Origin of the sequence: Mesorhizobium sp. B2-4-13 (assembly GCF_006658535.1) — a bacterium.
GTDB lineage: Bacteria > Pseudomonadota > Alphaproteobacteria > Rhizobiales > Rhizobiaceae > Mesorhizobium > Mesorhizobium australicum.
In genome coordinates this window covers 33,495-57,616 of record NZ_VFVB01000004.1, presented here as the reverse complement: position 1 = coordinate 57,616, position 24,122 = coordinate 33,495, and the positions used below count along the sequence as shown (strand labels likewise).

Annotated in this window: 27 protein-coding genes and 1 tRNA gene; 15 read left to right on the top strand and 13 right to left on the bottom strand. The window is 65.1% G+C overall.

What is annotated here, in order from left to right; translation table 11 throughout:
* The 8 genes from cbiE (at position 1) to FJ936_RS12175 (ending at position 6,826) form a co-directional block, all read left to right on the top strand.
* Positions 1-1,242, top strand: coding sequence for a precorrin-6y C5,15-methyltransferase (decarboxylating) subunit CbiE (gene cbiE / locus FJ936_RS12210; RefSeq protein ID WP_140788707.1), 1,242 nt, complete (start codon positions 1-3; stop codon positions 1,240-1,242).
* Positions 1,239-1,625, top strand: a complete 387-nt coding sequence (locus FJ936_RS12205) for a cobalamin biosynthesis protein (protein ID WP_140660991.1) — start codon at positions 1,239-1,241, stop codon at positions 1,623-1,625. Before cbiE ends, FJ936_RS12205 begins: the two co-directional genes overlap by 4 nt.
* Entirely contained in the window at positions 1,622-2,386 is a 765-nt protein-coding gene (gene cobM / locus FJ936_RS12200; protein WP_140788709.1) for a precorrin-4 C(11)-methyltransferase, read from the top strand. Before FJ936_RS12205 ends, cobM begins: the two co-directional genes overlap by 4 nt.
* Positions 2,383-3,201 carry a uroporphyrinogen-III C-methyltransferase gene (gene cobA / locus FJ936_RS12195; RefSeq protein ID WP_140788711.1) on the top strand — a complete coding sequence of 273 codons (819 nt, stop codon included), beginning with the start codon at positions 2,383-2,385 and terminating at the stop codon, positions 3,199-3,201. Before cobM ends, cobA begins: the two co-directional genes overlap by 4 nt.
* Positions 3,198-4,511, top strand: a complete 1,314-nt coding sequence (locus FJ936_RS12190) for a cobyrinate a,c-diamide synthase (RefSeq protein WP_140788713.1) — start codon at positions 3,198-3,200, stop codon at positions 4,509-4,511. Before cobA ends, FJ936_RS12190 begins: the two co-directional genes overlap by 4 nt.
* Before the next feature lie 4 nt (positions 4,512-4,515).
* Positions 4,516-5,292: an adenosylcobinamide-GDP ribazoletransferase gene (gene cobS, locus FJ936_RS12185; protein WP_140788715.1), complete on the top strand. Its 777-nt coding sequence runs from the start codon at positions 4,516-4,518 to the stop codon at positions 5,290-5,292.
* A 38-nt stretch (positions 5,293-5,330) separates the two neighbouring features.
* Positions 5,331-6,341: a nicotinate-nucleotide--dimethylbenzimidazole phosphoribosyltransferase gene (gene cobT, locus FJ936_RS12180; RefSeq protein ID WP_140788717.1), complete on the top strand. Its 1,011-nt coding sequence runs from the start codon at positions 5,331-5,333 to the stop codon at positions 6,339-6,341.
* A gap of 86 nt (positions 6,342-6,427) precedes the next feature.
* On the top strand, positions 6,428-6,826 hold the full coding sequence (locus FJ936_RS12175) for a hypothetical protein (RefSeq protein WP_140788719.1): 399 nt from the start codon (positions 6,428-6,430) through the stop codon (positions 6,824-6,826).
* A gap of 73 nt (positions 6,827-6,899) precedes the next feature.
* Here FJ936_RS12175 and FJ936_RS12170 read toward each other — a convergent pair.
* Together FJ936_RS12170 and FJ936_RS12165 are read right to left on the bottom strand one after the other, a co-directional pair.
* A tRNA-Lys gene (locus FJ936_RS12170) sits at positions 6,900-6,975 on the bottom strand.
* Positions 6,976-7,081: 106 nt separating this feature from the next.
* Positions 7,082-7,990 carry a PhzF family phenazine biosynthesis protein gene (locus FJ936_RS12165; RefSeq protein ID WP_140788724.1) on the bottom strand — a complete coding sequence of 303 codons (909 nt, stop codon included), beginning with the start codon at positions 7,988-7,990 and terminating at the stop codon, positions 7,082-7,084.
* A 101-nt stretch (positions 7,991-8,091) separates the two neighbouring features.
* On the opposite strand from FJ936_RS12165, the gene FJ936_RS12160 reads away from it, so the two are divergent.
* The 4 genes from FJ936_RS12160 to FJ936_RS12145 all read left to right on the top strand — a co-directional run bounded on the left by FJ936_RS12160 (position 8,092) and on the right by FJ936_RS12145 (position 11,676).
* On the top strand, positions 8,092-9,378 hold the full coding sequence (locus FJ936_RS12160; RefSeq protein WP_140660983.1) for an efflux RND transporter periplasmic adaptor subunit: 1,287 nt from the start codon (positions 8,092-8,094) through the stop codon (positions 9,376-9,378).
* 4 nt (positions 9,379-9,382) lie between these two features.
* Positions 9,383-10,090 (top strand): ABC transporter ATP-binding protein, encoded by a 708-nt coding sequence (locus tag FJ936_RS12155; RefSeq protein ID WP_015317319.1) that lies wholly within the window; start codon positions 9,383-9,385, stop codon positions 10,088-10,090.
* Positions 10,087-11,304, top strand: a complete 1,218-nt coding sequence (locus FJ936_RS12150; RefSeq protein WP_140615782.1) for an ABC transporter permease — start codon at positions 10,087-10,089, stop codon at positions 11,302-11,304. The genes FJ936_RS12155 and FJ936_RS12150 overlap by 4 nt, the downstream gene beginning before the upstream one ends.
* A gap of 132 nt (positions 11,305-11,436) precedes the next feature.
* Positions 11,437-11,676 carry a hypothetical protein gene (locus FJ936_RS12145; RefSeq protein WP_140615780.1) on the top strand — a complete coding sequence of 80 codons (240 nt, stop codon included), beginning with the start codon at positions 11,437-11,439 and terminating at the stop codon, positions 11,674-11,676.
* Positions 11,677-11,736: 60 nt separating this feature from the next.
* Here FJ936_RS12145 and FJ936_RS12140 read toward each other — a convergent pair whose 3' ends face one another.
* The 4 genes from FJ936_RS12140 to FJ936_RS12125 all read right to left on the bottom strand — a co-directional run bounded on the left by FJ936_RS12140 (position 11,737) and on the right by FJ936_RS12125 (position 14,330).
* Entirely contained in the window at positions 11,737-12,162 is a 426-nt protein-coding gene (locus FJ936_RS12140; protein WP_140788731.1) for a type II toxin-antitoxin system VapC family toxin, read from the bottom strand.
* A complete protein-coding gene (locus tag FJ936_RS12135; RefSeq protein ID WP_140615778.1) occupies positions 12,159-12,413 on the bottom strand; it encodes a plasmid stabilization protein in 255 nt (84 codons plus the stop codon). The genes FJ936_RS12140 and FJ936_RS12135 overlap by 4 nt, the downstream gene beginning before the upstream one ends.
* Before the next feature lie 81 nt (positions 12,414-12,494).
* Positions 12,495-13,211 (bottom strand): hypothetical protein, encoded by a 717-nt coding sequence (locus FJ936_RS12130; RefSeq protein ID WP_140788737.1) that lies wholly within the window; start codon positions 13,209-13,211, stop codon positions 12,495-12,497.
* 6 nt (positions 13,212-13,217) lie between these two features.
* Positions 13,218-14,330 carry an endonuclease/exonuclease/phosphatase family protein gene (locus tag FJ936_RS12125; RefSeq protein ID WP_015317313.1) on the bottom strand — a complete coding sequence of 371 codons (1,113 nt, stop codon included), beginning with the start codon at positions 14,328-14,330 and terminating at the stop codon, positions 13,218-13,220.
* 189 nt (positions 14,331-14,519) lie between these two features.
* On the opposite strand from FJ936_RS12125, the gene FJ936_RS12120 reads away from it, so the two are divergent.
* The gene (locus FJ936_RS12120) at positions 14,520-15,101 is read left to right on the top strand and encodes a BA14K family protein (RefSeq protein ID WP_140788739.1); all 582 of its coding nucleotides are present in this window, start codon (positions 14,520-14,522) and stop codon (positions 15,099-15,101) included.
* A 73-nt stretch (positions 15,102-15,174) separates the two neighbouring features.
* On the opposite strand, the gene ilvC is transcribed toward FJ936_RS12120, so the two are convergent.
* From ilvC to FJ936_RS12105, 3 genes are all read right to left on the bottom strand, one after another.
* Positions 15,175-16,194 carry a ketol-acid reductoisomerase gene (ilvC, locus tag FJ936_RS12115; protein ID WP_140788742.1) on the bottom strand — a complete coding sequence of 340 codons (1,020 nt, stop codon included), beginning with the start codon at positions 16,192-16,194 and terminating at the stop codon, positions 15,175-15,177.
* A 24-nt stretch (positions 16,195-16,218) separates the two neighbouring features.
* The gene (locus FJ936_RS12110) at positions 16,219-16,872 is read right to left on the bottom strand and encodes a TetR/AcrR family transcriptional regulator (RefSeq protein WP_181171142.1); all 654 of its coding nucleotides are present in this window, start codon (positions 16,870-16,872) and stop codon (positions 16,219-16,221) included.
* 148 nt (positions 16,873-17,020) lie between these two features.
* Positions 17,021-17,479: a MarR family winged helix-turn-helix transcriptional regulator gene (locus tag FJ936_RS12105; RefSeq protein WP_140788746.1), complete on the bottom strand. Its 459-nt coding sequence runs from the start codon at positions 17,477-17,479 to the stop codon at positions 17,021-17,023.
* 100 nt (positions 17,480-17,579) lie between these two features.
* Here FJ936_RS12105 and FJ936_RS12100 point away from each other — a divergent pair, with 100 nt between their 5' ends.
* Positions 17,580-18,317 carry a glutathione S-transferase family protein gene (locus FJ936_RS12100; protein ID WP_140788748.1) on the top strand — a complete coding sequence of 246 codons (738 nt, stop codon included), beginning with the start codon at positions 17,580-17,582 and terminating at the stop codon, positions 18,315-18,317.
* Here FJ936_RS12100 and FJ936_RS12095 read toward each other — a convergent pair.
* Positions 18,265-19,530: an NAD(P)/FAD-dependent oxidoreductase gene (locus tag FJ936_RS12095; RefSeq protein ID WP_141906613.1), complete on the bottom strand. Its 1,266-nt coding sequence runs from the start codon at positions 19,528-19,530 to the stop codon at positions 18,265-18,267. The genes FJ936_RS12100 and FJ936_RS12095 overlap by 53 nt on opposite strands.
* A gap of 53 nt (positions 19,531-19,583) precedes the next feature.
* On the bottom strand, positions 19,584-19,994 hold the full coding sequence (locus tag FJ936_RS12090) for a helix-turn-helix domain-containing protein (RefSeq protein ID WP_015317307.1): 411 nt from the start codon (positions 19,992-19,994) through the stop codon (positions 19,584-19,586).
* Positions 19,995-20,129: 135 nt separating this feature from the next.
* On the opposite strand from FJ936_RS12090, the gene FJ936_RS12085 reads away from it, so the two are divergent.
* Positions 20,130-21,020: an SDR family oxidoreductase gene (locus FJ936_RS12085; protein ID WP_140788752.1), complete on the top strand. Its 891-nt coding sequence runs from the start codon at positions 20,130-20,132 to the stop codon at positions 21,018-21,020.
* A gap of 35 nt (positions 21,021-21,055) precedes the next feature.
* On the opposite strand, the gene FJ936_RS12080 is transcribed toward FJ936_RS12085, so the two are convergent.
* Both FJ936_RS12080 and FJ936_RS12075 read right to left on the bottom strand, forming a co-directional pair.
* Positions 21,056-22,096 (bottom strand): aldehyde reductase, encoded by a 1,041-nt coding sequence (locus tag FJ936_RS12080; RefSeq protein ID WP_141906612.1) that lies wholly within the window; start codon positions 22,094-22,096, stop codon positions 21,056-21,058.
* Positions 22,097-22,132: 36 nt separating this feature from the next.
* Positions 22,133-24,052, bottom strand: a complete 1,920-nt coding sequence (locus FJ936_RS12075) for a potassium transporter Kup (protein WP_140714697.1) — start codon at positions 24,050-24,052, stop codon at positions 22,133-22,135.
* Positions 24,053-24,122 lie beyond the last annotated feature (70 nt).

Here is a 24,122-nt window from a genome sequence, read left to right as displayed (position 1 = left end):
ATGCCTGCTGAGGGTCCGCGCGCCGCCAAGCCCAACCCGAGATGGCTCACAATCATCGGCATCGGTGAGGACGGTTTAGCGGGTCTCGGCGACGAGGCCAAGCGGCGGATCGCCGAGGCGGAGTTCATCTTCGGCGGCAAGCGGCACCTGGCGCTCGTCGCTTCCTTCGCCAAGGGCAAGCCGCGTCCCTGGCCGGTTCCTTTCGATGCGGGGATGGCCGACGTCCTGGCGCTTGCCGGTAGGAACGTCTGCGTGCTCGCCTCCGGCGACCCGTTCTTCCACGGGGTCGGCGCCACCCTCGCCCGCAAGGTCAAGCCGCGCGAGATGCACGTCATACCAGCGCCGTCGGCGTTGTCGCTGGCCGCGGCGCGGCTTGGCTGGGCGCTACAGGATATCGAGACCGTCTCACTGCACGGCCACCCGATCGACCTGATCCGCCCACTGCTGCAGCCCAACGCCCGCATCCTGGCGCTGACATCCGATGGCTTCGCTCCGGCGGCGGTTGCCCGCCTGCTCGCCGAACTCGACTTCGGCACTTCGCGGCTGACGGTGCTGGAAGCGTTGGGCGGGCCGAAGGAGACATTGCGCTCGGTTCGCGCCGATGCCTTCGACCTCGAAAACATCAATCCGCTCAATGTCCTGGCCATCGAAATTGATTCGGCCCCGCAGGCGCGCGTGCTGTCGCTCACGGCAGGCCTCGCCGACCATCTGTTTGAGCATGACGGCCAGATCACCAAGCGCGAAATCCGCGCTATCACCCTGTCGGCGCTGGCGCCGAGGCGGGGCGAATTGCTGTGGGATGTCGGCGCCGGCTCGGGCTCGATCGGCATCGAATGGATGCTCGCCCACCCTTCGCTGCGCGCCATCGCCATCGAGGTCGACCCGTCCCGCGCCGCCCGCATCGCCCATAACGCCGTCGCCTGCGGCGTTCCCGGCCTCGTCATTGTGGAAGGCAGCGCGCCCAAGGCCCTGGCCAGACTGGAGACACCTGATGCCATCTTCATCGGCGGCGGCGGCAGCGACGCCGGCGTCATGAATGCCGCCATCAGAGCCTTGCGCGCCGGCGGCCGTCTTGTCGCCAACGCGGTGACGTTGGAAATGGAAGCCCTGCTCCTCGCCCAGCACACAAAGCGCGGCGGCGACCTCACCCGCATCGGCATCTCCCGCGCTTCGCCGGTCGGCTCCATGCAGGCATGGCGGCCGGCCATGCCCGTCACGCAATGGAGCTGGGTGAAGCCATGATGGTCGCGGGCATCGGCAGCCGAAGGGGCGTCACCGTCGAGGACGTGCTCGCGGCCATAGAAACCGCACTCGAAACGCATGGCCTGGCGATGACAGCTCTTTCGGCACTGGCCACCGCGGCGCTCAAGAAGGATGAAGACGCCATCGCCGCCGCCGGTCGCAAGCTGAACCTTCCCGTCATTATCGTCGACGACGCAGCCCTTCAGGCCGCCTCGCCGGGGACGCTCAGCAGCTCCAGCCTCTCGCGGGAGCTGGCGGGCACGTCATCGGTCTCGGAAGCCTCCGCCCTTGCCGTCGCCGGCAAAGGCGCGACGCTGCTTGGGTCCCGCACCGTGCTCGGTCCGGTCACCTGCGCCATCGCCATCAGCGGAGACGCGCCATGACCGTCCATTTCATCGGCGCCGGCCCAGGTGCGGCGGACCTCATCACGCTGCGTGGCGCAAGGCTCCTGGCGAGTTGCCCGGTCTGCCTCCACGCCGGCTCCATCGTCGCGCCGGAACTGCTGCAGCATTGCGCGCCGGGAACGAAGCTGGTCGACACCGCGCCGATGTCGCTCGACGAGATCGAGGCTGAATATGTGGCAGCCCAAATGGCCGGCCATGATGTTGCCCGCCTGCATTCCGGCGACCTGTCGGTGTGGAGTGCCGTGGCCGAGCAGATCCGCCGGCTGGAAAAGCATGGCATCCCCTACACGCTGACGCCGGGCGTCCCTTCCTTCGCGGCCGCCGCCGCCGCACTTCGCCGCGAGCTGACCATCCCCGAAGTCGCGCAAAGCCTGGTGCTGACCCGCGTTTCCGGACGTGCGTCGAAAATGCCGCCGGGCGAAACCCTGGCCGGCTTCGGCCGCACCGGCGCCACGCTGGCCATCCACCTTGCCATCCACGCCATCGACCGCGTCGTCGCCGAGCTGACGCCGCACTATGGCGGCGATTGCCCGGTGGCGATCGTCTTCCGCGCCTCCTGGCCGGACGAGCGCGTGATGACCGGCACGCTGGAATCCATCGAGGCACAACTGGCGGCCGATCCGATGGAGCGCACGGCCATCATCTTCGTCGGCCGCTCGCTGGCGGCACAAGATTTCGGCGAGAGTTCATTATACGACGCCCACTATCAGCGGCGTTTTCGCGGACGGGACGGATTGTGAGCGCCAGCACTGGAAATAACCGCGAAAACGCCACACTCGAACAGGCGCTCGCGCGGCTGAACTTCAAGCCGCGTCCGCTTGAGCCGGGGCATGTCTGGCTCGCCGGCGCCGGTCCCGGCGATCCCGGCTGCCTGACGCTGGAGGTGCTGGCGGCACTGGCCGAGGCGGATGCGCTGGTCTACGACGCGCTGGTATCGCCCGATGTGGTTGCTGTTGCCGGAAGTGCCGAGCTTTTCTTTGCGGGAAAACGCGGCGGCAAGCCCTCGATGAAGCAGGACGACATCACAGCCCTGCTGGTTCGACTGGCGCGCGAAGGCCGCCGCGTCATCAGGCTGAAGGGCGGCGACCCCTATATTTTCGGCCGTGGCGGCGAAGAGGCGCTAGCGCTGGCGCGTGAGAACATCCCGTTCCGCGTCCTGCCAGGCCTCACCTCGGGTCTCAGCGCGCTCGCCGCCACCGGCATTCCCGCCACCATGCGCGGCATCAACAAGGCTGTCATTCTGGCGACCGGCCACGCCGCCGGTACCGATGACGATCTCGACTGGGCGGCGATCGCCCGTACCGGCCAGCCAGTCGTCGTCTATATGGGCATGGCAAATCTGCCTCTCATAGCAGCCGCCCTGCTCGACGGTGGACTGGCGCCATCGACACCGGCGGCCGTGATCGTCGCCGCGACGACGCCTCAGGAAAGGACCGTCATCGCCACGCTCGCCACCATTGCCGAGGCAGCGGCGGCGGCCGGGCTCGCCTCGCCGGCATTGATCGTCGTCGGCGGCATCGTCGCCATGCGCGCGGCACTGGCGGGCGGGGCATGACGGCCCGGGCGATCGTCGTCGGCGCGCCGCGCTCCGGTTCCGGCAAGACCAGCGTCACCATCGGCATCCTGCGCGCACTCACCCGGCGTGGCCTGAAAGTGCGCGGCGCCAAATCCGGCCCCGATTATATCGATCCTGGCTTCCACACCGCCGCCACCGGCCTGTCCGGCGTCAATCTTGACAGCTGGGCGATGTCGCCGCCGCTGCTCAATGCGCTGGCCGCGCAAGCGGCCGACGACGCCGATTTCGTCATCCTCGAAAGCGCCATGGGCCTGTTCGACGGCATCCCGGCCTCGCCTGGCCGCACCGGTTCGGCTGCCGATCTGGCCCGGCTCTACGGCCTGCCGGTGCTGCTGGTGCTCGACGTGTCAGGTCAGTCGACGACGGCGGCGGCCGTCGCCAAGGGTTTTGCCACCTACGACCCGGATGTGCGCATGGCCGGCGTCGTGCTCAACCGGCTGGGCAGCGAGCGCCATCGCAAGCTGTCCGGCGACGCCATCGAGGCGATCGGCCTACCCGTCGTCGGCGCTATTTTGCGCGACCCCTCGCTCAATTTGCCAGAGCGCCATCTCGGCCTCGTCCAGGCCGGCGAATATGACGACCTGATGGCGCATCTCGACCGGCTCGCCGACATGGCGGAGAAGTCGCTCGACCTCGACGCGGTCATGGCGCTGGCAACACCTCTCGTCCCCGCGGTCGGCGACTTCGCCGACGCGCTGCGGCCGCCCGGCCAACGCATCGCGCTGGCCGAGGACGCCGCCTTCACCTTCCTCTACCCGCACGTCGCCGCCTATTGGCGCAAGGCCGGCGCGGAAATCGTCCCGTTCTCGCCGCTCGCCGACGAAGCGCCCGATGAGGATTGCGACGTCTGCTGGCTGCCCGGCGGCTATCCCGAGCTTCATGCCGGCAAACTCGCGGCCGCCGTGAATTTCCATGCGGGGATGGCACGTTTCGCCACGACAAAGCCGATCCATGGCGAATGCGGTGGCTTCATGGTGCTTGGTGAAGCGATGGAGGATGCATCAGGCGAAACGCATCGCATGCTCGGCCTGCTCGGCCATTCCACCAGCTTCGCCAGGCGCAAGATGAATCTTGGCTACCGCGAGGCTCGGCTGCGTGCCGATTGCCCGCTGGGTTCGCAGGGCGCGCTGATCCGGGGTCACGAATTCCACTATGCGCAGATGACGGCCACCGGCAATGACGAGCCGCTGGCTGACCTTGCCGATGGCCAGGGCAATCCGCTCGGCGCCTCAGGCTACCGGCGCGGCCATGTCAGCGGCACCTTCTTTCATGCGATTGCGAGGAGCTAGGGTCATGAAGCTCCCGAAAATCACCCTGTCGCCCCGGCAAGTCCTCGACGACATCGCGCTTTGCCTGCTCTTCTTCACCCGCCTGCCGCTGCCCGTGTTTGATTTTCGCGGCCGCAACCTCGCCGCCGCGATCTGGGCCGCCCCCATTGCCGGCCTTGTCGTCGGCCTGATCGGCGCCATCGTTTTTGCCACGGCGGAACGCTTTGGCCTTGCCATTGGGCCGGCGGCTGCCCTTGCCCTTGTTGCAACCGTGGTTACCACGGGGTGCCTGCACGAGGATGGATTGTCGGACGTTGCCGACGGCTTCGGCGGCGGCAAGTCGCGCGGCCGCAAGCTCGAGATCATGCGCGACAGCCGCATCGGCGCTTATGGCGCCATGGCGCTGGCGCTGTCGCTGCTGATCCGCTGGAGCGCGCTGTCGCAAGTGGTGGAACCCACACAGGCTCTGTTTGCGCTCGTGGCGGCGCACGCAGCCTCGCGTGGCGTGCTCGGCGCCTTCATGCATCTCTTGCCACCGGCGCGGTCCCACGGCCTGTCGGCTGGCGCCGGCACCGTTTCGCTCGAAACGGCAATAGCCGGAGCCGTGCTCGGCGCGATACCACTGCTCCTGCTCGGGCTTGGCGGCGCCATTGCCGCGCTCATCCTGCTCGGCCTGTTCTTTGCCGCCTTCCACGCCCTTTGCCTCAACCAGATCGAGGGCCAGACCGGCGACACCGTTGGCGCCTTGCAGCAGTTGAGCGAAATCGCGGTGCTTCTCGTCGCTTCCGTCGCCCTTTCCTGACCCCCTTGACCTGATTCCCTTCCGGAGACATTGCCCCCATGCCCTTCAAATCCCTCGATGAACTGCGCGCCGCCTGCCTCGACCTGCCTGCCGGCAGCGAAGTGGCCGCCAGTGCCGTCGCTCGCCGCCAGGACACGCTGACCAAGCCGCAAGGCAGCCTCGGCAAACTCGAAGCGATCGCCGCCTGGCTGGCGCGCTGGCAAGGCCGCGACATGCCAAGGCTCGACCGCGTGAAAGTCTTCGTCTTCGCCGGCAACCACGGCGTCACCGCGCAGGGCGTGTCGGCCTACCCCTCCGAAGTCACCGTGCAGATGGTGGCGAATTTTGCCGGCGGCGGTGCCGCCATCAACCAGCTCGCCCGCATCGCCGGCGCGGAACTCGACGTCATCCCGCTTGATCTCGACCATCCCACCGGTGACTTCACGCAAGTGCCGGCAATGGATGAGAAGGCCTTCCTCGCCGCTGTCTCGGCGGGCTATGACGCCGTGACGAAAGACCTCGACCTAATCTGCTTTGGCGAAATGGGCATCGGCAACACCACGCCCGCCGCCGCCATTTCGGCTGCCTTGTTCGGCGGCGGCGCCGAAAAATGGACCGGGCGCGGCACCGGCGTCGACGACGCCGGCCTGAAGCGCAAGGTGGTCGCCATCGAAGCCGGCCTGAAGCGCCACGCCGCGGCCCTCGCCGATCCGCTGGGCATCGCTGCCGCGCTCGGCGGGCGCGAACTCGCCGCCATCTTCGGCGCCACGCTCGCCGCCCGCCATCTCGGCATACCCGTGCTGCTCGACGGCTTCGTCTGCACCGCCGCCGCCGCGCCGCTGGCGAAGCTGCACCCGACCGGCCTTGCCCATACGATCGCCGCCCACGTCTCAGCCGAATCGGGTCACCGCGGCCTCCTCGAAGCGCTCGCCCTGCCGCCGCTGCTCGATCTCGGCATGCGGCTCGGCGAAGGCTCCGGCGCATGCCTCGCCGTCAACATCGTGCGCTCGGCGCTGGAATGCCATGCAGGGATGGCAAGCTTTGCCGAGGCTGGGGTTTCGGAGAAGTAATCCGTCAAACTTTTAACGTGATTGAGCCAAAATAATAACGTCGTTCTGATACATGAGATCAGTGGATCTCATGTGGAGATCAGGCGATGTATTTGAAGGCGATACCTGCCATTGCACTGCTTTTCGGCACTGCTGCGCCAGCTTTTTCGCAGTATGTCGATGAGAACGGCCGCTTCCGGCACGCGGGCGACGATGGACTGGCCAAGGTCCAGTCCAGCCTGACCATGACCCTTCCTGTCAAGGACGAAGAGGATGTCGCCACACAGCAGCAAACCGCGCTGCGTTCGTTCTACAAGGTCGCTGCCGCCAGTTGCGCCATGGTGCTCGATACCGTCGCCGACACCTGCGAGGTAACCAGCGTGACCACGAACGTCAACGCCAGGGATCGCAGCATGGGAGGCGCTGCGGGATCGCAGATGACGGTGACCGGGCAGATCGCCATGAAGGTCAAGTTCAAGGCCAGTATTGGCAAAGCGGCGCAGTGAACGGCCATTGCGGTGCGAGACGCGCCAAACGCCTCTTGCCTTCAGGGTCTTTCCACCAAGTCTTCTAGGAATTTGGTGGGTGCGCACAGGATTGAACTGTGGACCCGCTGATTAAGAGTCAGCTGCTCTACCAACTGAGCTACGCACCCACTCGGCCGGCAAAAACCGGCGTTGGCGGGCATATAGCCGCCGATACCGGTCCTGTCCAGCCCTGCTGGAATCATTTCCCGACAAATCGACCGGGGCTCTCTCCAATCAGGCGAAAAGCTTGCCTTCCGCCACCTTGATCGCATGCCCGCCAATGCGCGCGGACGCCAGTTTTCCGCCTTGCACGGTCAGTTCGAGGCGGATGCGCGACGGCCGGCCCATCTCCAGTCCCTGTTCGATCCATAGCTGCGAAACCCCGTCCGTCGGACCGTCGAAATGCATGATGGCGCCGGCGAAGGCCGCCGCTGCCGAACCGGTCGCCGGGTCCTCATAGGAAGGCGTGCCGGGAACGATCATGCGGACATGGAAAGCGCTTTCGTGATTCACCGTCTCGCGGCAATAGACGTACGGGCTGGCGAAGGCCCATTCGCTCTTGCGCGGCGCCAGTTCCGACCATGCCTGGTTATCCAGCCGGATGCGGCCCGCCGCTTCGAGATTGGCGACAGGAATGGTCACATAGGGCACGCCGGCCGACCAGAAGGCGATGCGGTGATTCTCGAAGCCGATCTCGTGCGGCGCCAGGCCAAGGGCAGCGCCGATCGCCTCCGGATCGGCCTCCAGCTTCAGCGGCTCCGGCAATTTCGCCAGGTCGAACTCGGCGAAGGTGGCGCCATCATGCGTGCTGACCGCGCAACGCACCGGACCGATGTTCTCTTCAAGCACGAAGATGCCGGCGCCGCCCTCGCCCGCCAGTTCGGCCAACGCGATGGCCGAGCCCACCGTCGGATGGCCGGCGAATGGCATTTCATAGTCGGGCGTGAAGATGCGGATGCGGTTGCGGTGTTTGGGATTGTCCGGCGGCAACACGAAAACCGATTCGGACAGGTTGAACTCGCGCGCGATGGCCTGCATCGCGGTCGTGTCCAGACCTTTGCAATCCAACACCACCGCCAGCGGGTTGCCAGCCAGTCGCTCGGTCGTAAACACATCGTAAAGCAAGTAATTCCGGGTTTGCATCCCTGCCTCAATCCCAACATGGGCGAAATTTAATTTGATATTCGAACCGGTAAGCCTGATCTGTGCACAGACAGGGACATTACGCATCATAGGGGTCCGACGTGGACCAGATTGTCAATCTGCCAAAGACGGAATCGGATTCCGCCATCGAGACGGCGCTTGGGCTCGACCAGACCGGTCGGCGCAGGACGCGCCGGCGTGGCTGGCTCTATGCGTTGCTGACCCTCATCGTGCTTGCCGCCGGCCTTGGCCTCTATCAATGGTATGCGGGCACGCCGACCAGGATTGACTACACCACGGTGCCGGCCGCCAAGGCCGACCTCACCGTCCAGGTGTCGGCGACAGGCACGCTGCAGCCGCTCACCCAGGTCGACATATCAAGCCAGCTCTCAGGCATCATACGCTCGGTCGCGGTCAACGAGAACCAGCAGGTGAAGAAGGGCGACGTGCTGGCGGCCCTCGACACCGCCAAGCTGCAGGTCCAGATCGAACGCGCCGAAGCGTCCGCCAAGGGAGCGGCCGCCAATGTGGAGGACGCCAGGGTGACGCTCGCCGAGAACGAGAGTGCGCTTGTCCGCGCCGCGGCCCTGACCAAGCGTGGCATGGCAACCGACCAGTCGCTCGAGGCGGCGACGGCGACGCGCGACCGTTCCAAGGCGGCACTCGATAGCGCCGAGGCCAATCTCGCCATCGCCAATGCCGATCTCAAGTCGCAGCAGACCGACCTTGCCAACAGCACCATCTACGCGCCGATCGACGGCATCGTGCTGACGCGTTCGGTCGACCCCGGCCAGACGGTCGCTTCCTCGCTGCAGGCGCCGGTGCTGTTCATCATCGCCGCCGATTTGAGGAACATGGAACTGGTGGCGGCGGTCGACGAAGCCGATATCGGCGCGGTCAAGTCGGGCCAGCATGCCCGTTTCACCGTCGACGCTTTCCCGGAGCGGCCGTTCGATGCCAAAATCCGCGACATCTCCTATGCCTCGGTCACGACGGACGGCGTCGTCACCTACAATGCGCGGCTCGAAGTCGACAACAACGAGTTGCTGCTGCGGCCCGGCATGACCGCCACCGTTTCTGTGGTCACGAGGGAAGCCAAGGGCGTGCTCACCGTGCCCTCGTCCGCTTTCCGCTATCGCCCGGCGCAGCAAGCGGCGCGCGGCTGGAGCCTGAGCGACCTGTTCACCGGCCGCATGGGCCGCGGCAATCGCCAGCGCCCGGTGGCGAAGGCCCCGACCGATGGTTCCCGCACGCTCTATGTGCTGGAGAACGGCCGCCCGCATCCTGTCAACGTCAAGATCGGTTCGACCGATGGCGAGCTGACCGAGATCACCTCCGGCCTGGAGGAAGGCGCGCAGATCATCACCGCTTCGCAGTCGCGGAGCTGAGGCAGTGGCCGCGGGCGCCCCCCTCATCACCTTCGACAAGGTCTGGAAGAGCTACGGCCAGGGCGAAGCCAAGGTGCATGCGCTGGCCGGAGTCGATCTTGCCATCCGGCGCGGTGAATTCGTCGCCATCATGGGCCCATCGGGCTCCGGCAAGTCGACGGCGATGAACATCATCGGTTGCCTCGACACGCCTACGGCCGGAACCTATTCCTTCATGGGCGTCGATGCCGGCCGGCTCGACCGCAACCGCCGCGCCATGCTGCGCAACCTCTATGTCGGCTTCGTCTTCCAGGGCTACAATCTCTTGGCCCGCACCACCGCGGCCGAAAATGTGGAACTGCCGCTGATCTATCGTGGTGTCGCCGCCCGCGAGCGCCGCGACCTTGCCATGCAGGCGCTGGCCGAGGTCGGCCTTGTCGGCCGCGAGCATCACACGCCGGCCGAACTCTCCGGCGGCCAGCAGCAGCGCGTGGCGATCGCACGCGCCATCGTCACCAGGCCGACGCTGCTCGTCGCCGACGAGCCGACCGGCAATCTCGACACCGCACGCACGCATGAGATCATGGAGCTGCTGACGCGTCTGAACAAAGAGCTTGGCCTGACCGTCACCATGGTCACCCACGAAGCCGATGTCGCCGAATATGCCGAGCGTACCATCCGCTTCCTCGACGGCCATGTCGCCTCCGACACCATGAATATGGAGATGGCATGATCTGGGAAACCGTCCGCCTCTCGCTGCGCTCGATCCGCCGCAACGTGCTGCGCTCGTTCCTGACCTTGCTCGGCATCGTCATCGGCGTTGCCGCCGTCATTGCCATGCTGACCATCGGCTCCGGCACCACGCAAAAGGTCAAGTCCGACATTTCCAAGCTCGGCAGCAATCTGCTGGTCGTCCGAGCCGGGCGCCCGGCCGGCCCCGGCGGTCCGGGCGGGCTCGACCAGGCGGTGCGGCCGCTGGCGGAAAAGGATCTGGCGGCGCTGGTTGCGCATCTCACCGGCGCGCGCGCCATCTCGCCGGCCGCGCAGAAGCAGGTGCGCGTCATCTTCGGCACCGAGAGCCTGACCTCTGGCGTCACCGGCACCGACAGCGCCTATCTCGACGCACGCGACTGGAAGCTGGTGTCCGGCCGGCCGTTCAGCGATTCCGAAACTCGCTCCGGCACCGGTGTGTGCCTGATCGGCGAGACGGTGCGCCAGCAATTCTTCGGCGCCGGCGATCCCGAGGGCGAGATCATCCGCGTCAACCGCACCTCCTGCAGGATCGTCGGGCTGCTCGAGCCGAAAGGCTACACCGGCTTCGGCCAGGACCAGGACAATGTCGTGCTGATGCCCCTCGCCGCCTATCAGCGCCGCATCGCCGGCAATCGCGACATCGACAACATCTACATCGCCGCCGACGACCGCACGCCGACCACCGAATTGCAGCCGCGCGTCGAGGACATCTTGCGCGATGCGCGCCGCATCACGCCCGATCGCGAGAGCGATTTCGGCATCCGCGACATGACCCAGATCGCCGACGCCATGGCCAGCGCCACCACGACGATGACCGGCATGCTGGGCGCGGTCGCCGGTGTCAGCCTGCTGGTCGGCGGCATCGGCATCATGAACATCATGCTGGTGTCGGTCACTGAGCGCACGCGCGAGATCGGCATCAGGCTCGCCATCGGCGCGCATGAAAAGCACATCCTCATCCAGTTCCTGGTCGAGGCGACCGTGCTGTCGCTGCTTGGCGGCATCATCGGCATCCTGATTGGGCTGGCGCTGGCCGGCCTTGCCTCGGTGACGCTGACCATACCTTTCGCGCCAAGCCCGGCCGTCATTCTGCTTGCCGTCGGCTTCTCCGCGCTGATCGGCATGGTGTTCGGCTTCTTCCCGGCGCTGCGCGGCGCCAGGCTCGATCCGATCGACGCCTTGCGTCACGAGTAAAAGGGCAAGCTACGAGGGCGCCCGGCACTCCGGGCCGGTTTTACACAACCTTCGACGTTTCCGCCTTGCCCAACCCTGTCGTCACTGGGTTGGCGATGCTATGCCAAGGCATATCTGGTCGAGGAGCAGCAGATGAGCAAGAAGGCGCGCGTGATCCTGGTGATGATCATCATCGAGGCCGCCCTTGCAGGCATCTGGTGGTATCTCGCCCGCTACGGCATGACCAATCCCGATCGCGTCACCGCCGATTTCCAGGCGGTCGTTGGCCAGACGATGGGAATGGCCATGGGTGGGTTGCTGGGTATCGGCTTCATCCTGTTCTTCGTCGCCGCGCGCAACGACCGCAAGGCACTCACAAGCAAGACATCATAGGGCCTGGCCGCTCCACGACATGGTCGCGGCACCGACGTACGGTTTCAGTGGCAGGCAAGGCTACGACGCGCTTTCCCACGGATTGACGGTGTTCAAACCGGCGGCCGCGAATGGACCGGTGTCACGTGTGGCGACAGTGAGACCGTGCGCTACGGCGGTCGCCGCGATATAACCGTCGGCGTTGCCGATCGCCTTGCCTGCGGCTCTCGCCTGTACCATGAGATCGGCATAGGCGCGCGACGCGTCGAGGTCGAACGGCAGAATGCGGCCTGCAAACAACGGCAACGCGTCCTGCTCAAGACGATCATGCAGGATCGTGCGGCGCTTGCCGGAAGGCATGGCCGCGATCCCGAAACGCAACTCAGCCACTGTGACGGCCGAAAGATATAGGGTTTCGACGGCCTGGGCGTCGATCCACGCGATGACGCGAGGATCGGGTGCAGGTCTCCATGGCTCAGACATGACGCTGGTGTCGATGAGGATCATTCGAACCGCACCGGCTCGCCCGGTGTTTTGTCGCGGAGCTGCTGCAAGGTATCGACATCCTCTTGCGACAATCCGGCCTCGCGGCCGATGGCGGCGAGCAGCGAACCGAGCTTGACCCGATTGGCCGGCCGCACGGCCGTTTCCAGGATCTCACGCATTTCGGCCTCAGTGCTGCGGCCATGATGCGCAGCCCGCACCTTCAAGGCGCGGAGCGTCTCCTCTGGCAAATTGCGGATCGTGACGGCGCTCATCGATATCATTCCAATCTGCAATGATGTCACTGCTATCAGCATAGAAAATCTGCTATCAGATACAACTGGTACGCACCGATATTAGTCTGCGCGCGCGAAATGCCACTCGATCAGCGGCTTCATGTGCGGCGACAGGCCGTCCGGCAGGTCGCCGGCATGGCGGATGATCACCGGCCCCTCGATCTCCGGGTCGGCTTCGGTGGCGACGAAGGCCAAGATTTGGCGCGCGATCTCATTGGCGGGCGCGTCGACGTGATAGCGGCGGAAGATGACGGTGCCGCTTGCCGTCGACAGGGCGTGCCAGCGCACACCACGCCTGGCGTTCGACAGGTCGATGCCGGTCTCCTCGCGCACCTCGCGCATCATGTTGAAATCGACATCGACGAGACCGTCGCGGAAATCGATCGGCTCGAACGAACCGGCGGCGAAATAGACCCGGCCGGCACTGACGGTTCGCGGTCCCATGCGGATCGCCACCAGAGCGTTGTCCCCGGCCACCAGCACGGCATGGGCATAGGCGTGTTCGGCGCCGGAATTCTCGCGCCGCTTCCGCCACAGCATGAAGGTCGAGTAATTGACCGCATGGCAGCGGCCCATAAGGCTGCGGTCGCGATAGGCAAGCTCGGAAAGCAGCACCACAACGCCGTCGAACAGCGCCGGATTGGCAGCGATCTCGCGGCGCCAGTTCTCGGCAATCGCCGCGGCATTCTCCACCGCGAAGGGATGCGGGCCGGGATCGAGACGGACATCGATGGCATCGACCGGCAGGATGACATTGCGCGGAAGATCAAAACTCATGTCGGCTCAGGCCATGTCCAGCGTGATCGCCACCGGGCAATGGTCCGAGGCCTTTGGCCGGTCCCAGCCGGCGCGCGGGAAGCGCTCGACTTCCTGGCCCGCGGGAAAGATCGTGCGCCAGGGCTGGCCATTGCGGATGATGTCGGGAACTGCGGTGGCGTTCTTCGCCGCCAGCCCCTTCGACAGCAGGATATAGTCGAGCTGGCACAGATGCCGCTCTTGAGGCCCGCGTGTGTGATAGAAGGTCCAGCGGTTCATTTCCGGCCGCCGCTCGACCACATTTTCACAGAAGCCGCCCGCCGTCAGCACATTGATGCAGGACAGGTTCTCGTCGACCACCTCGAAACGGTAGCCGTCGACCTCATCGCCGGCGATCTTCACCCGCTGGCGGTAATCGTTCATGTCGCCGCAGATCGCCCAACGCTTGTCGGCCGCGTGCTCCGCCCCGAAACGCTCCTCGATGATGCGCCGCACGGCTTGCGCCTCCGCGATGCGCACCGGCATCGTCGCCTCGCGTCCGTCGAGCCCGTTGCGGGGAGAGCCCATGGACTTGAAGTGCACGAGATAGAGCGTCATCGGCGCGCCGCCCACCTTGATGTCGACCTCCAGGCAGTCGCGCCGGAAGATGCGTTCATTGGGCTGGTTGCCGAGGGCCGCCAGCTCGGGCGTATGCAACCCGAACTGCTCGTAGGTGACATAGGCGTGGCTGGTCATGCGCACGAATTCGATCGGCTGTCCCTGCGCGGTCTCGTTGCGCATCATCACCGCGACATCGATGCCGCGCGAATCATTGCCCGACGTGGTGTATTTCTGGCGGTAGCCCTGCCCCACCATCTTGAACAGATAGCCGTACTCGAAGGCCTTCAAGGCCTCGATGTTGTCGACCTCCTGCATGCAGATGATGTCGGCACGGGCGGCGGCAATCGCCAACGCCGTCAGCTGGCGCGTGTCGTCGGATTGCGCGATGGCGCGCGCCTGTTCCAGCATCTTGTATTCGGCCTCGCTCTGGATATCGAAGAGCGCCAACGTGCGATCCTCATTGAGCTGGTTGCGAAAGCCGGAAAAATCGAACCTGTTCATCAGGTTCTCGACATTGAAGGTGGCAAGGCGCAGCGACATGCGCTGACCTTTGCCTGCAAGAGCGGCGGAAAACAAGATCGCAGGACCACAAGCAGGGATCCCTTGGTCCCGGTGGGTTTCACGCCATGGTTGACGGAACCTTTCCGTTCATCCGCCGTTCAGACGCAAAGGTCCACGGTAAGCCCATTCCCAGGGTAGGCGTGGGGCCTGTTCTCTTGGAGAAGTGCAATGAACGCGCTCTTTTCTTCCACTGTCAAATCCGGGCTGATAGCGCTCGGTATTGTCTCCGGCATCACGGCGCCATCCGCTGCCGCGCCGATTCTGCAGCCGGATGTGTCGATCCCGGCCAGCACCGCCGCGCCGACGGTCATCCCGGTCCGCGAGGGCTGGGCTGGCGGAAACAACGGCGGCGATTGGAGATGGCGCCGGTCAGGCAATTGGAACGGCCGCCATTGGAATGGCGGAGGCAACTGGAGCGGCCGCCACTGGAACGGTGGCGGCAACTGGAACCGCGGCGACAACTGGCGCTGGCGCCATGGCCGCCATCATTATCGTGGCGGACGCTACTACGATGATGGCGCTGCGGCGGTCCTCGGTCTCGGCCTGGGGCTCGGCCTCGGCAGCATGTACAACAACTACAACAACTACGATTACTATGCGCCGGCGCCGCGCCGCTATTATCGCGCCGGCCGGTTGTCGAACGCGCATGTGCAATGGTGCTATAACCGCTACCGCTCGTATCGCGCCTACGACAACACGTTCCAACCCTATAACGGCCCGCGCCAGCAGTGCTGGTCGCCCTATAGTTGAGTTGCCTGAGACTAGAAATGAAAACGGCGCCACGTGGCGCCGTTTTCATGATTGACAGCGGAGCGTGGTTCGCTCAGTTCTTGGCCTTGTCGACCAGCTTGTTCTTGGAAATCCACGGCATCATGGCGCGCAGCTTGGCGCCGACTTCCTCGATCTGGTGGCCGTCGTTGTTGCGGCGGATGCCCTTGAAGCGGGACATGCCGGCGCGGTATTCCTGCATCCATTCCGAGGTGAACTTTCCCGTCTGGATGTCCTTCAGCACGCGCTTCATCTCGGCCTTGGTCTCGGCGGTGATGATGCGCGGACCCGAGACATATTCGCCCCACTCGGCGGTGTTCGAGATCGAGTAGTTCATGTTGGCGATGCCGCCTTCATAGATCAGGTCGACGATCAGCTTGACCTCGTGAAGGCACTCGAAATAGGCCATTTCCGGCGCATAGCCGGCTTCCACCAGCGTCTCGAAGCCGGCGCGGATCAGTTCGACCAGGCCGCCGCACAGCACGACCTGCTCGCCGAACAGGTCGGTCTCGCATTCCTCGCGGAAATTGGTCTCGATGATGCCCGAACGGCCGCCGCCAACGCCGCAGGCGTAGGAAAGCGCGAGATCGAGCGCGTTGCCCGAGGCGTCCTGGTTGACGGCGACCAGGCACGGCACGCCGCCGCCCTTCTGGTATTCGCCGCGCACCGTGTGGCCCGGGCCCTTTGGCGCGATCATGACGACGTCGACGGTCGACTTCGGCTCGATGAGGCCGAAATGCACGTTGAGACCGTGCGCGAAGGCGATCGCGGCACCGTCGCGGATGTTCGGCGCGATTTCGTTCTTGTAGATGTCGGCCTGCAATTCGTCGGGCGTCGCCATCATCATCAGATCGGCCCATTTGGCGGCGTCGGCGACGCTCATCACCTTGAGCCCGTCGGCCTCGACCTTCTTGGCGGTCGCCGAGCCGGCCTTGAGACCGATGGCGATCTCCTTGGCGCCGGAATCCTTGAGGTTGAGCGCATGCGCCCTGCCCTGGCTGCCATAGCCAATGATGGCGACCTTCTTGCCCTTGATCAGGTTCAGATCGGCATCACGATCGTAATAGACACGCATTTTACTTCCTTCCCGTTTTGAAGATCAAAAGCCCTGAGGCCCGTTTTTTGCTCCGAAAAGAGCGAGAAACTGCTGCGTCGCGCGGACGGCATCGCCGCCGATCGTCGCTTCAGTCAATTCCAGCCGGTCGCCGAGCAGCAGGCGGATCTGCACGTCCCGGCCAACCAGCCCGAAAAAGGTACGGAACGCCGTCTCGGCATCCGTAAATTCAAGGAGCCCGGCCTGCCGGCCGGCTTCCAGCACGGGCTTCAGCCGCTTGGCCAGCGCAAAGCGCCCATTCTCCAGCACGACGGCGCCGAGATTGTCCTTCCCCGAACCGGCATGGCCGACCGCCACCCTATTGAGGGCGATCGACGTATCGCTGGAGATCACCTTCAACCAGTCGGAGGCAAAGCGCTCCAGGCTCGCCGTGAGCGAGGCAAGGTCAAGCCCCTTGCCGTCGACCGAAGCCACCCGCACTTTCGAGGCCTGCCACTGCACGGTCGCCGTCAAGAGTCCGTCGCGATCGCCGAACCATTTGTAGAGTGTTTCCTTCGAGCAGCTCGCGCGACGCGCCACGGCGGTCATGGTCAGATGATCGCCCTCCTCAACCAGCAGCCGCAAAGCCGCGTCCAGGACGGCCTGCTGCCGCTCCGTCAGCGCCTCGCTGTTGTCGATGTCGGGCACGCTGTGCAACACGCTCTTCCCTCGGAAGGACAAGGCAGGGCGTGAATTCGACCTGCCGTACCGTACGTTACGGTTCGGCATATTGCGCAATCCGGTGAGCGGCGCAAGGGCAAAGAAGAAAAAATCCGCTGATGTCCGCGCAGCCGCGCAGTCCGCAAGCTCAGTCCGCGGTAGGCGGATGACGCAGGCGGCCCAGCAGTGCCGAGACCGTGCTCAGCTCATCCGACGACAGCTTTGCGCCAACCAACTCCTCGATCGACCTGCCATAGATCGTCCACATGCGGCGGCGCGTCTCCCGTCCCTTGGGCGTGATGCGGATGTGATGGCCACGGCCGTCGTCGGCCACCGGCAGTTTCTCGACCAGCCCGTCGGCCTCGAGCCGAGCCAATAGCCGCGAGATGTTGTACTGCGCGAACAGGGTGCGTTCGATCAGTTGAAACGGCCGCAAGCCGCCCTCGCCCGCCTCGGCAAGCTCGTGCAGCACATCGTACCAGGCGAGCGGCGGCAGGCCGCCCTCCTTCAGCGCGTCTTCGGCCCGTTCCATCAGTTGGCGCGAAACCCGCATCAGGCGGGCCCAGGCCTTGATGGCTTCAGGCGAAGGCTTGGCTTTTTCGGTCATGGCCCACCCTAGGCGATAGATGCAGATGCATCAAGCTTGACGTTCAATGCACATGCATCTACATAAATGCAATTGCATCGATATCGAAAGGCACATTCCTATGAGACCCGCCGACACCCTTGTTCTCGTCAGCCATCCGCTCTGCCCCTATGTCCAGCGCGCCGCGATTTCGCTGGCCGAGAAAGGCGTGCCGTTCGAGCGGATCGACATCGACCTTGCCGACAAACCGGACTGGTTCAAGGCGATCTCGCCGCTCGGCAAGGTGCCATTGCTGCGCGTACGGCAAAATGGCGACGAGACGATAATCTTCGAATCCGCGGTCATCCTCGAATTCCTCGAGGAAACGCAGGCCAATCCCCTCCACCCCGCCGACCCCTATGCACGCGCCCGGCACCGCGCCTGGATCGAGTATGGCTCAGCCATCCTCAACACCATCGGCCGGTTCTATTCAGCGCCGAGCGAGGCCGGCTTCCTCGCCGAAGCCAGCGCGCTGTCGGCAATGTTCGACCGTGTTGAGGCTGAACTGCCGGGCGGCGCCGGGCGGAGCGGGCCATGGTTCGCTGGCAGCCGCTTTTCCCTCGTCGATGCCGTTTACGGTCCGGTCTTCCGCTACCTCGACGCCTTCGATCGGATCGGCGATTTCGGTATTCTTGACGGCAAGCCGCTTGTCCAGGCTTGGCGCAGTGCGTTGAGTGACCGTCCGTCGATCAGGCAGGCCGTGGCGCCGGACTATCCGCAGCGCCTGCATGCCTTCCTGCGGGCGAAGGGATCATTTCTATCGAGCCTCATTCGGCAAGGCGATCCGGCCATAGCGCTTCGGCAAGCCCAGCCCGCCTGAACGGATCGATCACCGTGCCGGCGACCATGGAGGCCAGGAACCGCGGCGCCGGCGGGATCTTGGCGATCGTCGCCACCAGCCTGTCGCGGATGAAGGGCAGCGCCACCGAATCCGACTGGTAGAAGGGCGTGAACGCCAGCGACAGTGCCTGAAAGACCCTGACATGCCGGCGCCGCGCTCGCGCATAGACTTCCAGCGCTGTCTCCACGCCGTCCGCTCGCGCCAGCGCATAGCTAAGTGCCGCGGCGTCGAGCAGCGCCATGTTGGCGCCCTGGCCAAGCTGCGGGCTGGTCGAATGGGCGGCGTCGCCGATCACGGCCAGCCGCCGGCAAACCGGAAACTTCATCGTGTGATGGCCGTAGCGGGCCAGCGAGAGCTGGTCGAAACTGTCGATCTGGTTGGTGAACGCCTCGGCCTGCGGCCACAGCCGCACCACCCGCTCCTTCCAGGCATCGATGCCGAAGCTGCGGACTATATCGGCATCCGCCGGTTTCAGGCTCCAGAAGAAGGCCGCCATCCTTTCGGCGCCCGGCTCGGGCCGCCCGATCGGCAGCACGCCGATCATCACGCTGGCCATGTCGTAGCGCTGCAGAAGCGCGTGCTCGTCAAAGCCCTCGCCGCGCCAGCCGAGCGATGCCCAGAACGCGCCATAGGTGAGTGGCCGCGGCGCTTCGGCACTGCCGGCGCACCGCCGCAGCTTCGAGCGCGCGCCGCTGGCGTCGACAATTAGATCGAACGGCCCTTCCCTTCGGCCGTTGCCCCGGATCAGCGTCGCCCGCTCGCCGGTCTCCAGGGCCTCGATTTCGACGCCGGTCTCGATGGGGATCGCCTCGCGCCGGGCAGCGCGAAAGAGTACGCCGAACAGGGCGGCCCTGTGTACCGCCAGGCCGAAACGGTTGCCGCGCTGGGCATCGTAGCGGACATCGAGCACGGTGCGGCCGCTCGACGCATCGACGCCATGCAGCCGGTCGATCCTGCTGCCCAGCGCCATTATATCGTCGAGCAGGCCGAGATCGGCGAGCACCGTCAGCCCAGTCGGCTGCAGGATCAGCCCGGAGCCGACCGGCCTCGGTTCCTCGAAGCGCTCGAAGATGGTTACGCGGTGGCCGGCGCGCTTGAGATAGAGCGCCGCGGCGAGCCCGGCCGGACCAGCGCCGGCGATTGCGATACCGTAGGAAATGCCGCTGCCCCCAAGCCGAACTGGCCGGGACAATCCTTCAGCCGCCGGACGAAATCAAGTCGCGACGCCGAGCGCTAGCCTGCTGGTCAAGCTTGCGTCGAATCGAAGGCAGTCCGCGCGCCGCGCACTGCGTCATGGTTGTTTTCGGCCCACTGCAGCAGATACTGCAAAGCGTCGAACATCGATCGCCCAAGGTCGGTCAGGCTGTATTCGACACTGGGCGGCTTGGTCGGAAACACCTCGCGGCGCACATAGCCGTCGCGCTGCAGATCGTAGAGCGTCTGGGTCAACATGCGCTGCGAGATATCGGGAACCAGCCGCCGCAGCTCGCCGAAGCGATAGGGCTGCTCGGCCAGCGCCGCCGTCAGCAGCGAACTCCATTTGCCATTGAGTCCCTGGATGACATCGCGGACCGGGCAATCGGCAATGTTTCCGCCGTCGGTCATCGCTTTGTAGACTTCGAGTTTGGATTTCAGATTGACGGTCCGGCTGTCCATGGCTGGTTCCCTGCGTGTGCCTACCTCCCCAAAAACTGCCTTCTTTACGGCACCGGGTCAATTCCTATTTTAGTGCTGGTCTCTTTTTGAGACTACCACCCGAACCGCCCTTCCGGCGCAATGTCAGGATCCCCCATGACCGCAACTCTTCTCGTCACCGGCGCGTCCGGCCAGCTCGGCCGCAGCGTCATCAACCATCTGCTGGACACGTTCGAGGTGCCGGCGGCCCGGATCATCGCCACGACCCGCACGCCCGCCAATCTTGCCGACCTGTCGGCGCGCGGCGTCACCGTTCGCGAGGCGGATTTCGACGATCGGGCCTCGCTTGCCCAAGCCTTCGCGGGCGCCGACCGGGCGCTCATCATTTCGACCAACGAGCTGGCGATCCAGGGAAAGCGGCGCGAGCAGCAGCTTGCCGCCGTCGCGGCGGCCAGGCAGGCTGGCGTCGGCCACCTGCTTTACACCTCGTTGCCCAACACCGAACCCGGTTCCGCCGTGCTCTTTGCCCCCGATCACTACGACACCGAACAGGCGATCAAGGCCAGCGGCATTCCCTACACGATCTTCCGCAACGGCTGGTACGACGAGAACCTGTTCATGGCGATGCCGCAGATCCTCGCATCGGGCCAATGGTATACGTCGGCGGCCGACGGCGCGATTTCCTATGGCGCGCGTGACGACCTCGCCGCGGCCATAGCCGCGGGGCTGGCTTCGGATAACACCGAAAGCACGACTTACACGCTGACTGGCCCCGAGGCCTACACATCAGCCGAAGTCGCCGTGCTCGTCACCGAAGTCACAGGCAAGCCGATCCAGGTCGTCCAAACCTCCGATGAAGCGCTGACCGAAGGCATGAAGGCAGCCGGGCTTCCCGAGCCGATCGCCAGGCTCCTGGTGTCCTTCGACGCCGCCACGCGCGCCGGCGACCTTGGCATGGTAACGGATTCGGTCGAGACACTTTCCGGTCGGAAATCGGTACCGCTGAAGCAGTTCCTCGAGGCCAACAAGGCCGCACTGGCGGGTTGATGTCAGCGCGGCGGGAAGTTCTTTCTCCCGCCGCGCTATTTCGGGGTCTTGACCAGCCCGAGCCGGACCAGGCTTTCGGCGGTGGCGGCCAGCGCGTCCTCGCGCGAGCGCGGCGCCCAGCCGAGCATGCGCACCGCCTTGGCGTTGGTGGCGTTCTTGACCTTGCCGAGTTCCGTCACGAGTTGCGCGGCTTCCGCGTTGAACAGCCCCACCACCCGCACCAACCAATCGGGAAGCTCCCGGGTCGTGACCCGCGAGGCGGCCGCGCCGAGCCGCGTTTTCACCGTCTGGGCGATCTCCCGCACGGTCATGAAATCGCCGGCGACGGCCAGGAAGCGCTCGCCACTGGCGGCGGGATTGGTCATTGCGCGAACATGCAGGTCCGCCACGTCGCGCGCGTCGACCACGCCGAACGACAGGCGCGGCAACCCAGGCATCGCAACGTTCATCATGCGCTGAACAAATTCGGTGGAGGTCGAATGGTCGGACCCGAGCACCGGTCCGAAAATGCCGACCGGATTGACGACGGCCAACTCCAGCTTGCCACCCTCGGCGGCGATGAAATCCCAAGCCGCGCGCTCAGCGAGCGTCTTCGATTTCACATAGGCGCTGACCTTGGCCGTCGGATCGGTCCAACTCTCCTCGGTGAAAGGCCGGCCGCCGGGCGGCATCTTGCCATAGCCGATGGCGGCGAAGGACGAGGTCAGCACGACGCGTTTGACGCCAGCGTCTCGCGCCGCCCTGAGCACGCGCAACGCGCCTTCGCGAGCCGGGATGATTAGGTCGTCCTCATGCTTCGGCGCGCCGGGCGGAAATGGTGACGCGACATGCAGGACATAGTCGCAGCCGGCGACAGCGTCGGGCCAGCCGGCATCGCTCATGAGGTCGGCGATGGCAAAGGAAAGCCTTTCGCCCGGCTCGCCGCCGCCGGCCTCGAGCATGGCGATAACGTCGGCTTCACGCCTGGCGGAGCGCACCGTCGTGCGCACGCGATAGCCCGCCTTCAACAGGGCAAGAATACAGTGCGCGCCGAGGAAACCCGATCCGCCGGTGACAAGCACCAATTCGCCGCCCATGGCCACCTCTCCGTCAGGCCGAGGCGATCGACCTCGTCAGATCGCCACCTGCGTGCCGATTTCTACCACACGCCCGGTCGGGATCTGGAAATATTCGGTCGCGTCGGCCGCCGTGCGCGCCAGGCCGATGAACAGCCTGTCCTGCCACACCGGCATGCCGGAATTGGGCGAGGCTTTCAGCGACCGCCGCGACAGGAAGAAGGACGTCGTCATGATGTCGAATTTCCAGCCCTGCTTGCGGCAGATCGCCAGCGCGCGCGGGATGTTGGGCTGTTCCATGTAGCCGAAGGTCAGCGTGACCCGCATGAACAACTCGTTGACCGTCTCCATCTTGACACGCTCGCTGTCGGGCACGACGGGCTGCGGCGCGGTCACCACCGAAAGGATGACGTTCTGCTCGTGCAGCACCTTGTAGTGCTTGAGGCTGTGCATCAGGGCGGTCGGCGCGCTCAAGGGATCGCTGGTCAGGAACACCGCGGTGCCGGACACCAGCTGCGGCTTCTTCTTCAGCAGATTGCCGGCCAGGAAATCGAGCGGGATTTCGTTGCGGCGGGTCTTGTCGAAGAGATAGCGGCTGCCACGCACCCAGGTCCACATGCCTAGCACGATGGTGAAGGCCACCACCAGCGACGCCCAGCCGCCTTCGAACACCTTGACGATGTTGGAGGCGAAGAAGCCGATATCGATGAAAGCGAACAGCACGGTCAGCGGGACCGCCACCGACAGCTTCCACTTCCAGATACGGGTCATAACCACATAAAGCAGCACCGTCGTCACCAGCATGTTGCCGGTCACCGAGATGCCGTAGGCGGAGGCCAGCTTGCTGGACTCGCCGAAGCCGACCACCAGCATCATCACCACCAGCGCCAGCAGCAGGTTGACGCGCGGCATGTAGATCTGGCCGGACTGCTTTTCCGACGTGTGCAGGATTTGGAGCCTGGGCAGCATGTTGAGCTGCACCGCCTGGCGGGTCAGCGAAAAAGCCCCTGAAATGACCGCCTGGCTGGCGATGACGGTCGCCGCCGTCGCCAGCACCACCATCGGGATCAGTGCCCAACCCTCGTTCATTTCGAAGAACGGATGGCCGACCACGCCGTTCTTCGCCAGCACGAAGGCGCCCTGCCCGGCATAATTCAACAGCAGGCAGGGGAACACGATCGAAAGCCAGGCGAGCACGATGGGTTTGCGGCCGAAATGGCCGAGATCGGCGTAAAGCGCCTCCGCGCCGGTGACGGCAAGGAAGATGGCGCCGATGGTGACGAAAGCCACATCGGGCGAATGGATCAGGAAGGCGACAATATAGTGCGGGCTGACCGCCCACAGGATCTCCGGATCGGCGATGATGTGCTTGAGACCGGAAAGGCCGATGGCCAGGAACCAGATCGCGGTCACCGGGCCGAAGACCAGACCGACGCCGCCGGTGCCGAAACGCTGAACCGCGAACACCATGGCGAGGATGACCAGCGTCAATGGCACGACATAGGGCTGGAAGGTGGGGGTGACGACATTCATGCCCTCGACCGCCGACAGCACCGAAATCGCCGGCGTGATGACGGCGTCGCCGAAAAACAGCGAGGCGCCGACGATGCCGATGCCGAGCATCAGCGCCGAGCGTTTCGGAAAACTGCCGCGCGCCAGCGCCATCAGCGACAGCACTCCGCCCTCGCCGCGATTGTCGGCCCGCAGCACGAACATGATGTATTTGATGGTGACGATGATCGTCAGCGACCAGATGATCAGCGACAAAACGCCAAGAATGTCGCCACGGTCGGCAACTTGCCCGCCCGACGACGCGACCAGCGCCTCGCGGAACGCATAGATCGGGCTGGTGCCGATATCGCCATAGACCACGCCGAGCGCACCCAGCATCAACACCTTGGTGCTGTGCTGCTCGATTTCGGGATGGCTCGATTGGTCGACGGGTTCTGCCTCACTACCAGCACTGGCAAGGGCCATGTACGACACTCCGGTAAACGCGCGGTGCTCTACGCTTGCTGCACTGCAATATCAAGTGCCGTAACGTTAT

What these genes read in the sequence shown, in the direction of transcription:
- cbiE (WP_140788707.1), top strand. Translation starts at nt 1, where the DNA reads ATGCCTGCTGAGGGTCCGCGCGCCGCCAAGCCCAACCCGAGATGGCTC.
- FJ936_RS12205 (WP_140660991.1), top strand. Translation starts at nt 1,239, where the DNA reads ATGATGGTCGCGGGCATCGGCAGCCGAAGGGGCGTCACCGTCGAGGAC.
- cobM (WP_140788709.1), top strand. Translation starts at nt 1,622, where the DNA reads ATGACCGTCCATTTCATCGGCGCCGGCCCAGGTGCGGCGGACCTCATC.
- FJ936_RS12190 (WP_140788713.1), top strand. Translation starts at nt 3,198, where the DNA reads ATGACGGCCCGGGCGATCGTCGTCGGCGCGCCGCGCTCCGGTTCCGGC.
- cobS (WP_140788715.1), top strand. Translation starts at nt 4,516, where the DNA reads ATGAAGCTCCCGAAAATCACCCTGTCGCCCCGGCAAGTCCTCGACGAC.
- cobT (WP_140788717.1), top strand. Translation starts at nt 5,331, where the DNA reads ATGCCCTTCAAATCCCTCGATGAACTGCGCGCCGCCTGCCTCGACCTG.
- FJ936_RS12175 (WP_140788719.1), top strand. Translation starts at nt 6,428, where the DNA reads ATGTATTTGAAGGCGATACCTGCCATTGCACTGCTTTTCGGCACTGCT.
- FJ936_RS12165 (WP_140788724.1), bottom strand. Translation starts at nt 7,990, where the DNA reads ATGCAAACCCGGAATTACTTGCTTTACGATGTGTTTACGACCGAGCGA.
- FJ936_RS12150 (WP_140615782.1), top strand. Translation starts at nt 10,087, where the DNA reads ATGATCTGGGAAACCGTCCGCCTCTCGCTGCGCTCGATCCGCCGCAAC.
- FJ936_RS12145 (WP_140615780.1), top strand. Translation starts at nt 11,437, where the DNA reads ATGAGCAAGAAGGCGCGCGTGATCCTGGTGATGATCATCATCGAGGCC.
- FJ936_RS12140 (WP_140788731.1), bottom strand. Translation starts at nt 12,162, where the DNA reads ATGATCCTCATCGACACCAGCGTCATGTCTGAGCCATGGAGACCTGCA.
- FJ936_RS12135 (WP_140615778.1), bottom strand. Translation starts at nt 12,413, where the DNA reads ATGAGCGCCGTCACGATCCGCAATTTGCCAGAGGAGACGCTCCGCGCC.
- FJ936_RS12130 (WP_140788737.1), bottom strand. Translation starts at nt 13,211, where the DNA reads ATGAGTTTTGATCTTCCGCGCAATGTCATCCTGCCGGTCGATGCCATC.
- FJ936_RS12125 (WP_015317313.1), bottom strand. Translation starts at nt 14,330, where the DNA reads ATGTCGCTGCGCCTTGCCACCTTCAATGTCGAGAACCTGATGAACAGG.
- FJ936_RS12120 (WP_140788739.1), top strand. Translation starts at nt 14,520, where the DNA reads ATGAACGCGCTCTTTTCTTCCACTGTCAAATCCGGGCTGATAGCGCTC.
- ilvC (WP_140788742.1), bottom strand. Translation starts at nt 16,194, where the DNA reads ATGCGTGTCTATTACGATCGTGATGCCGATCTGAACCTGATCAAGGGC.
- FJ936_RS12105 (WP_140788746.1), bottom strand. Translation starts at nt 17,479, where the DNA reads ATGACCGAAAAAGCCAAGCCTTCGCCTGAAGCCATCAAGGCCTGGGCC.
- FJ936_RS12100 (WP_140788748.1), top strand. Translation starts at nt 17,580, where the DNA reads ATGAGACCCGCCGACACCCTTGTTCTCGTCAGCCATCCGCTCTGCCCC.
- FJ936_RS12090 (WP_015317307.1), bottom strand. Translation starts at nt 19,994, where the DNA reads ATGGACAGCCGGACCGTCAATCTGAAATCCAAACTCGAAGTCTACAAA.
- FJ936_RS12085 (WP_140788752.1), top strand. Translation starts at nt 20,130, where the DNA reads ATGACCGCAACTCTTCTCGTCACCGGCGCGTCCGGCCAGCTCGGCCGC.
- FJ936_RS12080 (WP_141906612.1), bottom strand. Translation starts at nt 22,096, where the DNA reads ATGGGCGGCGAATTGGTGCTTGTCACCGGCGGATCGGGTTTCCTCGGC.
- FJ936_RS12075 (WP_140714697.1), bottom strand. Translation starts at nt 24,052, where the DNA reads ATGGCCCTTGCCAGTGCTGGTAGTGAGGCAGAACCCGTCGACCAATCG.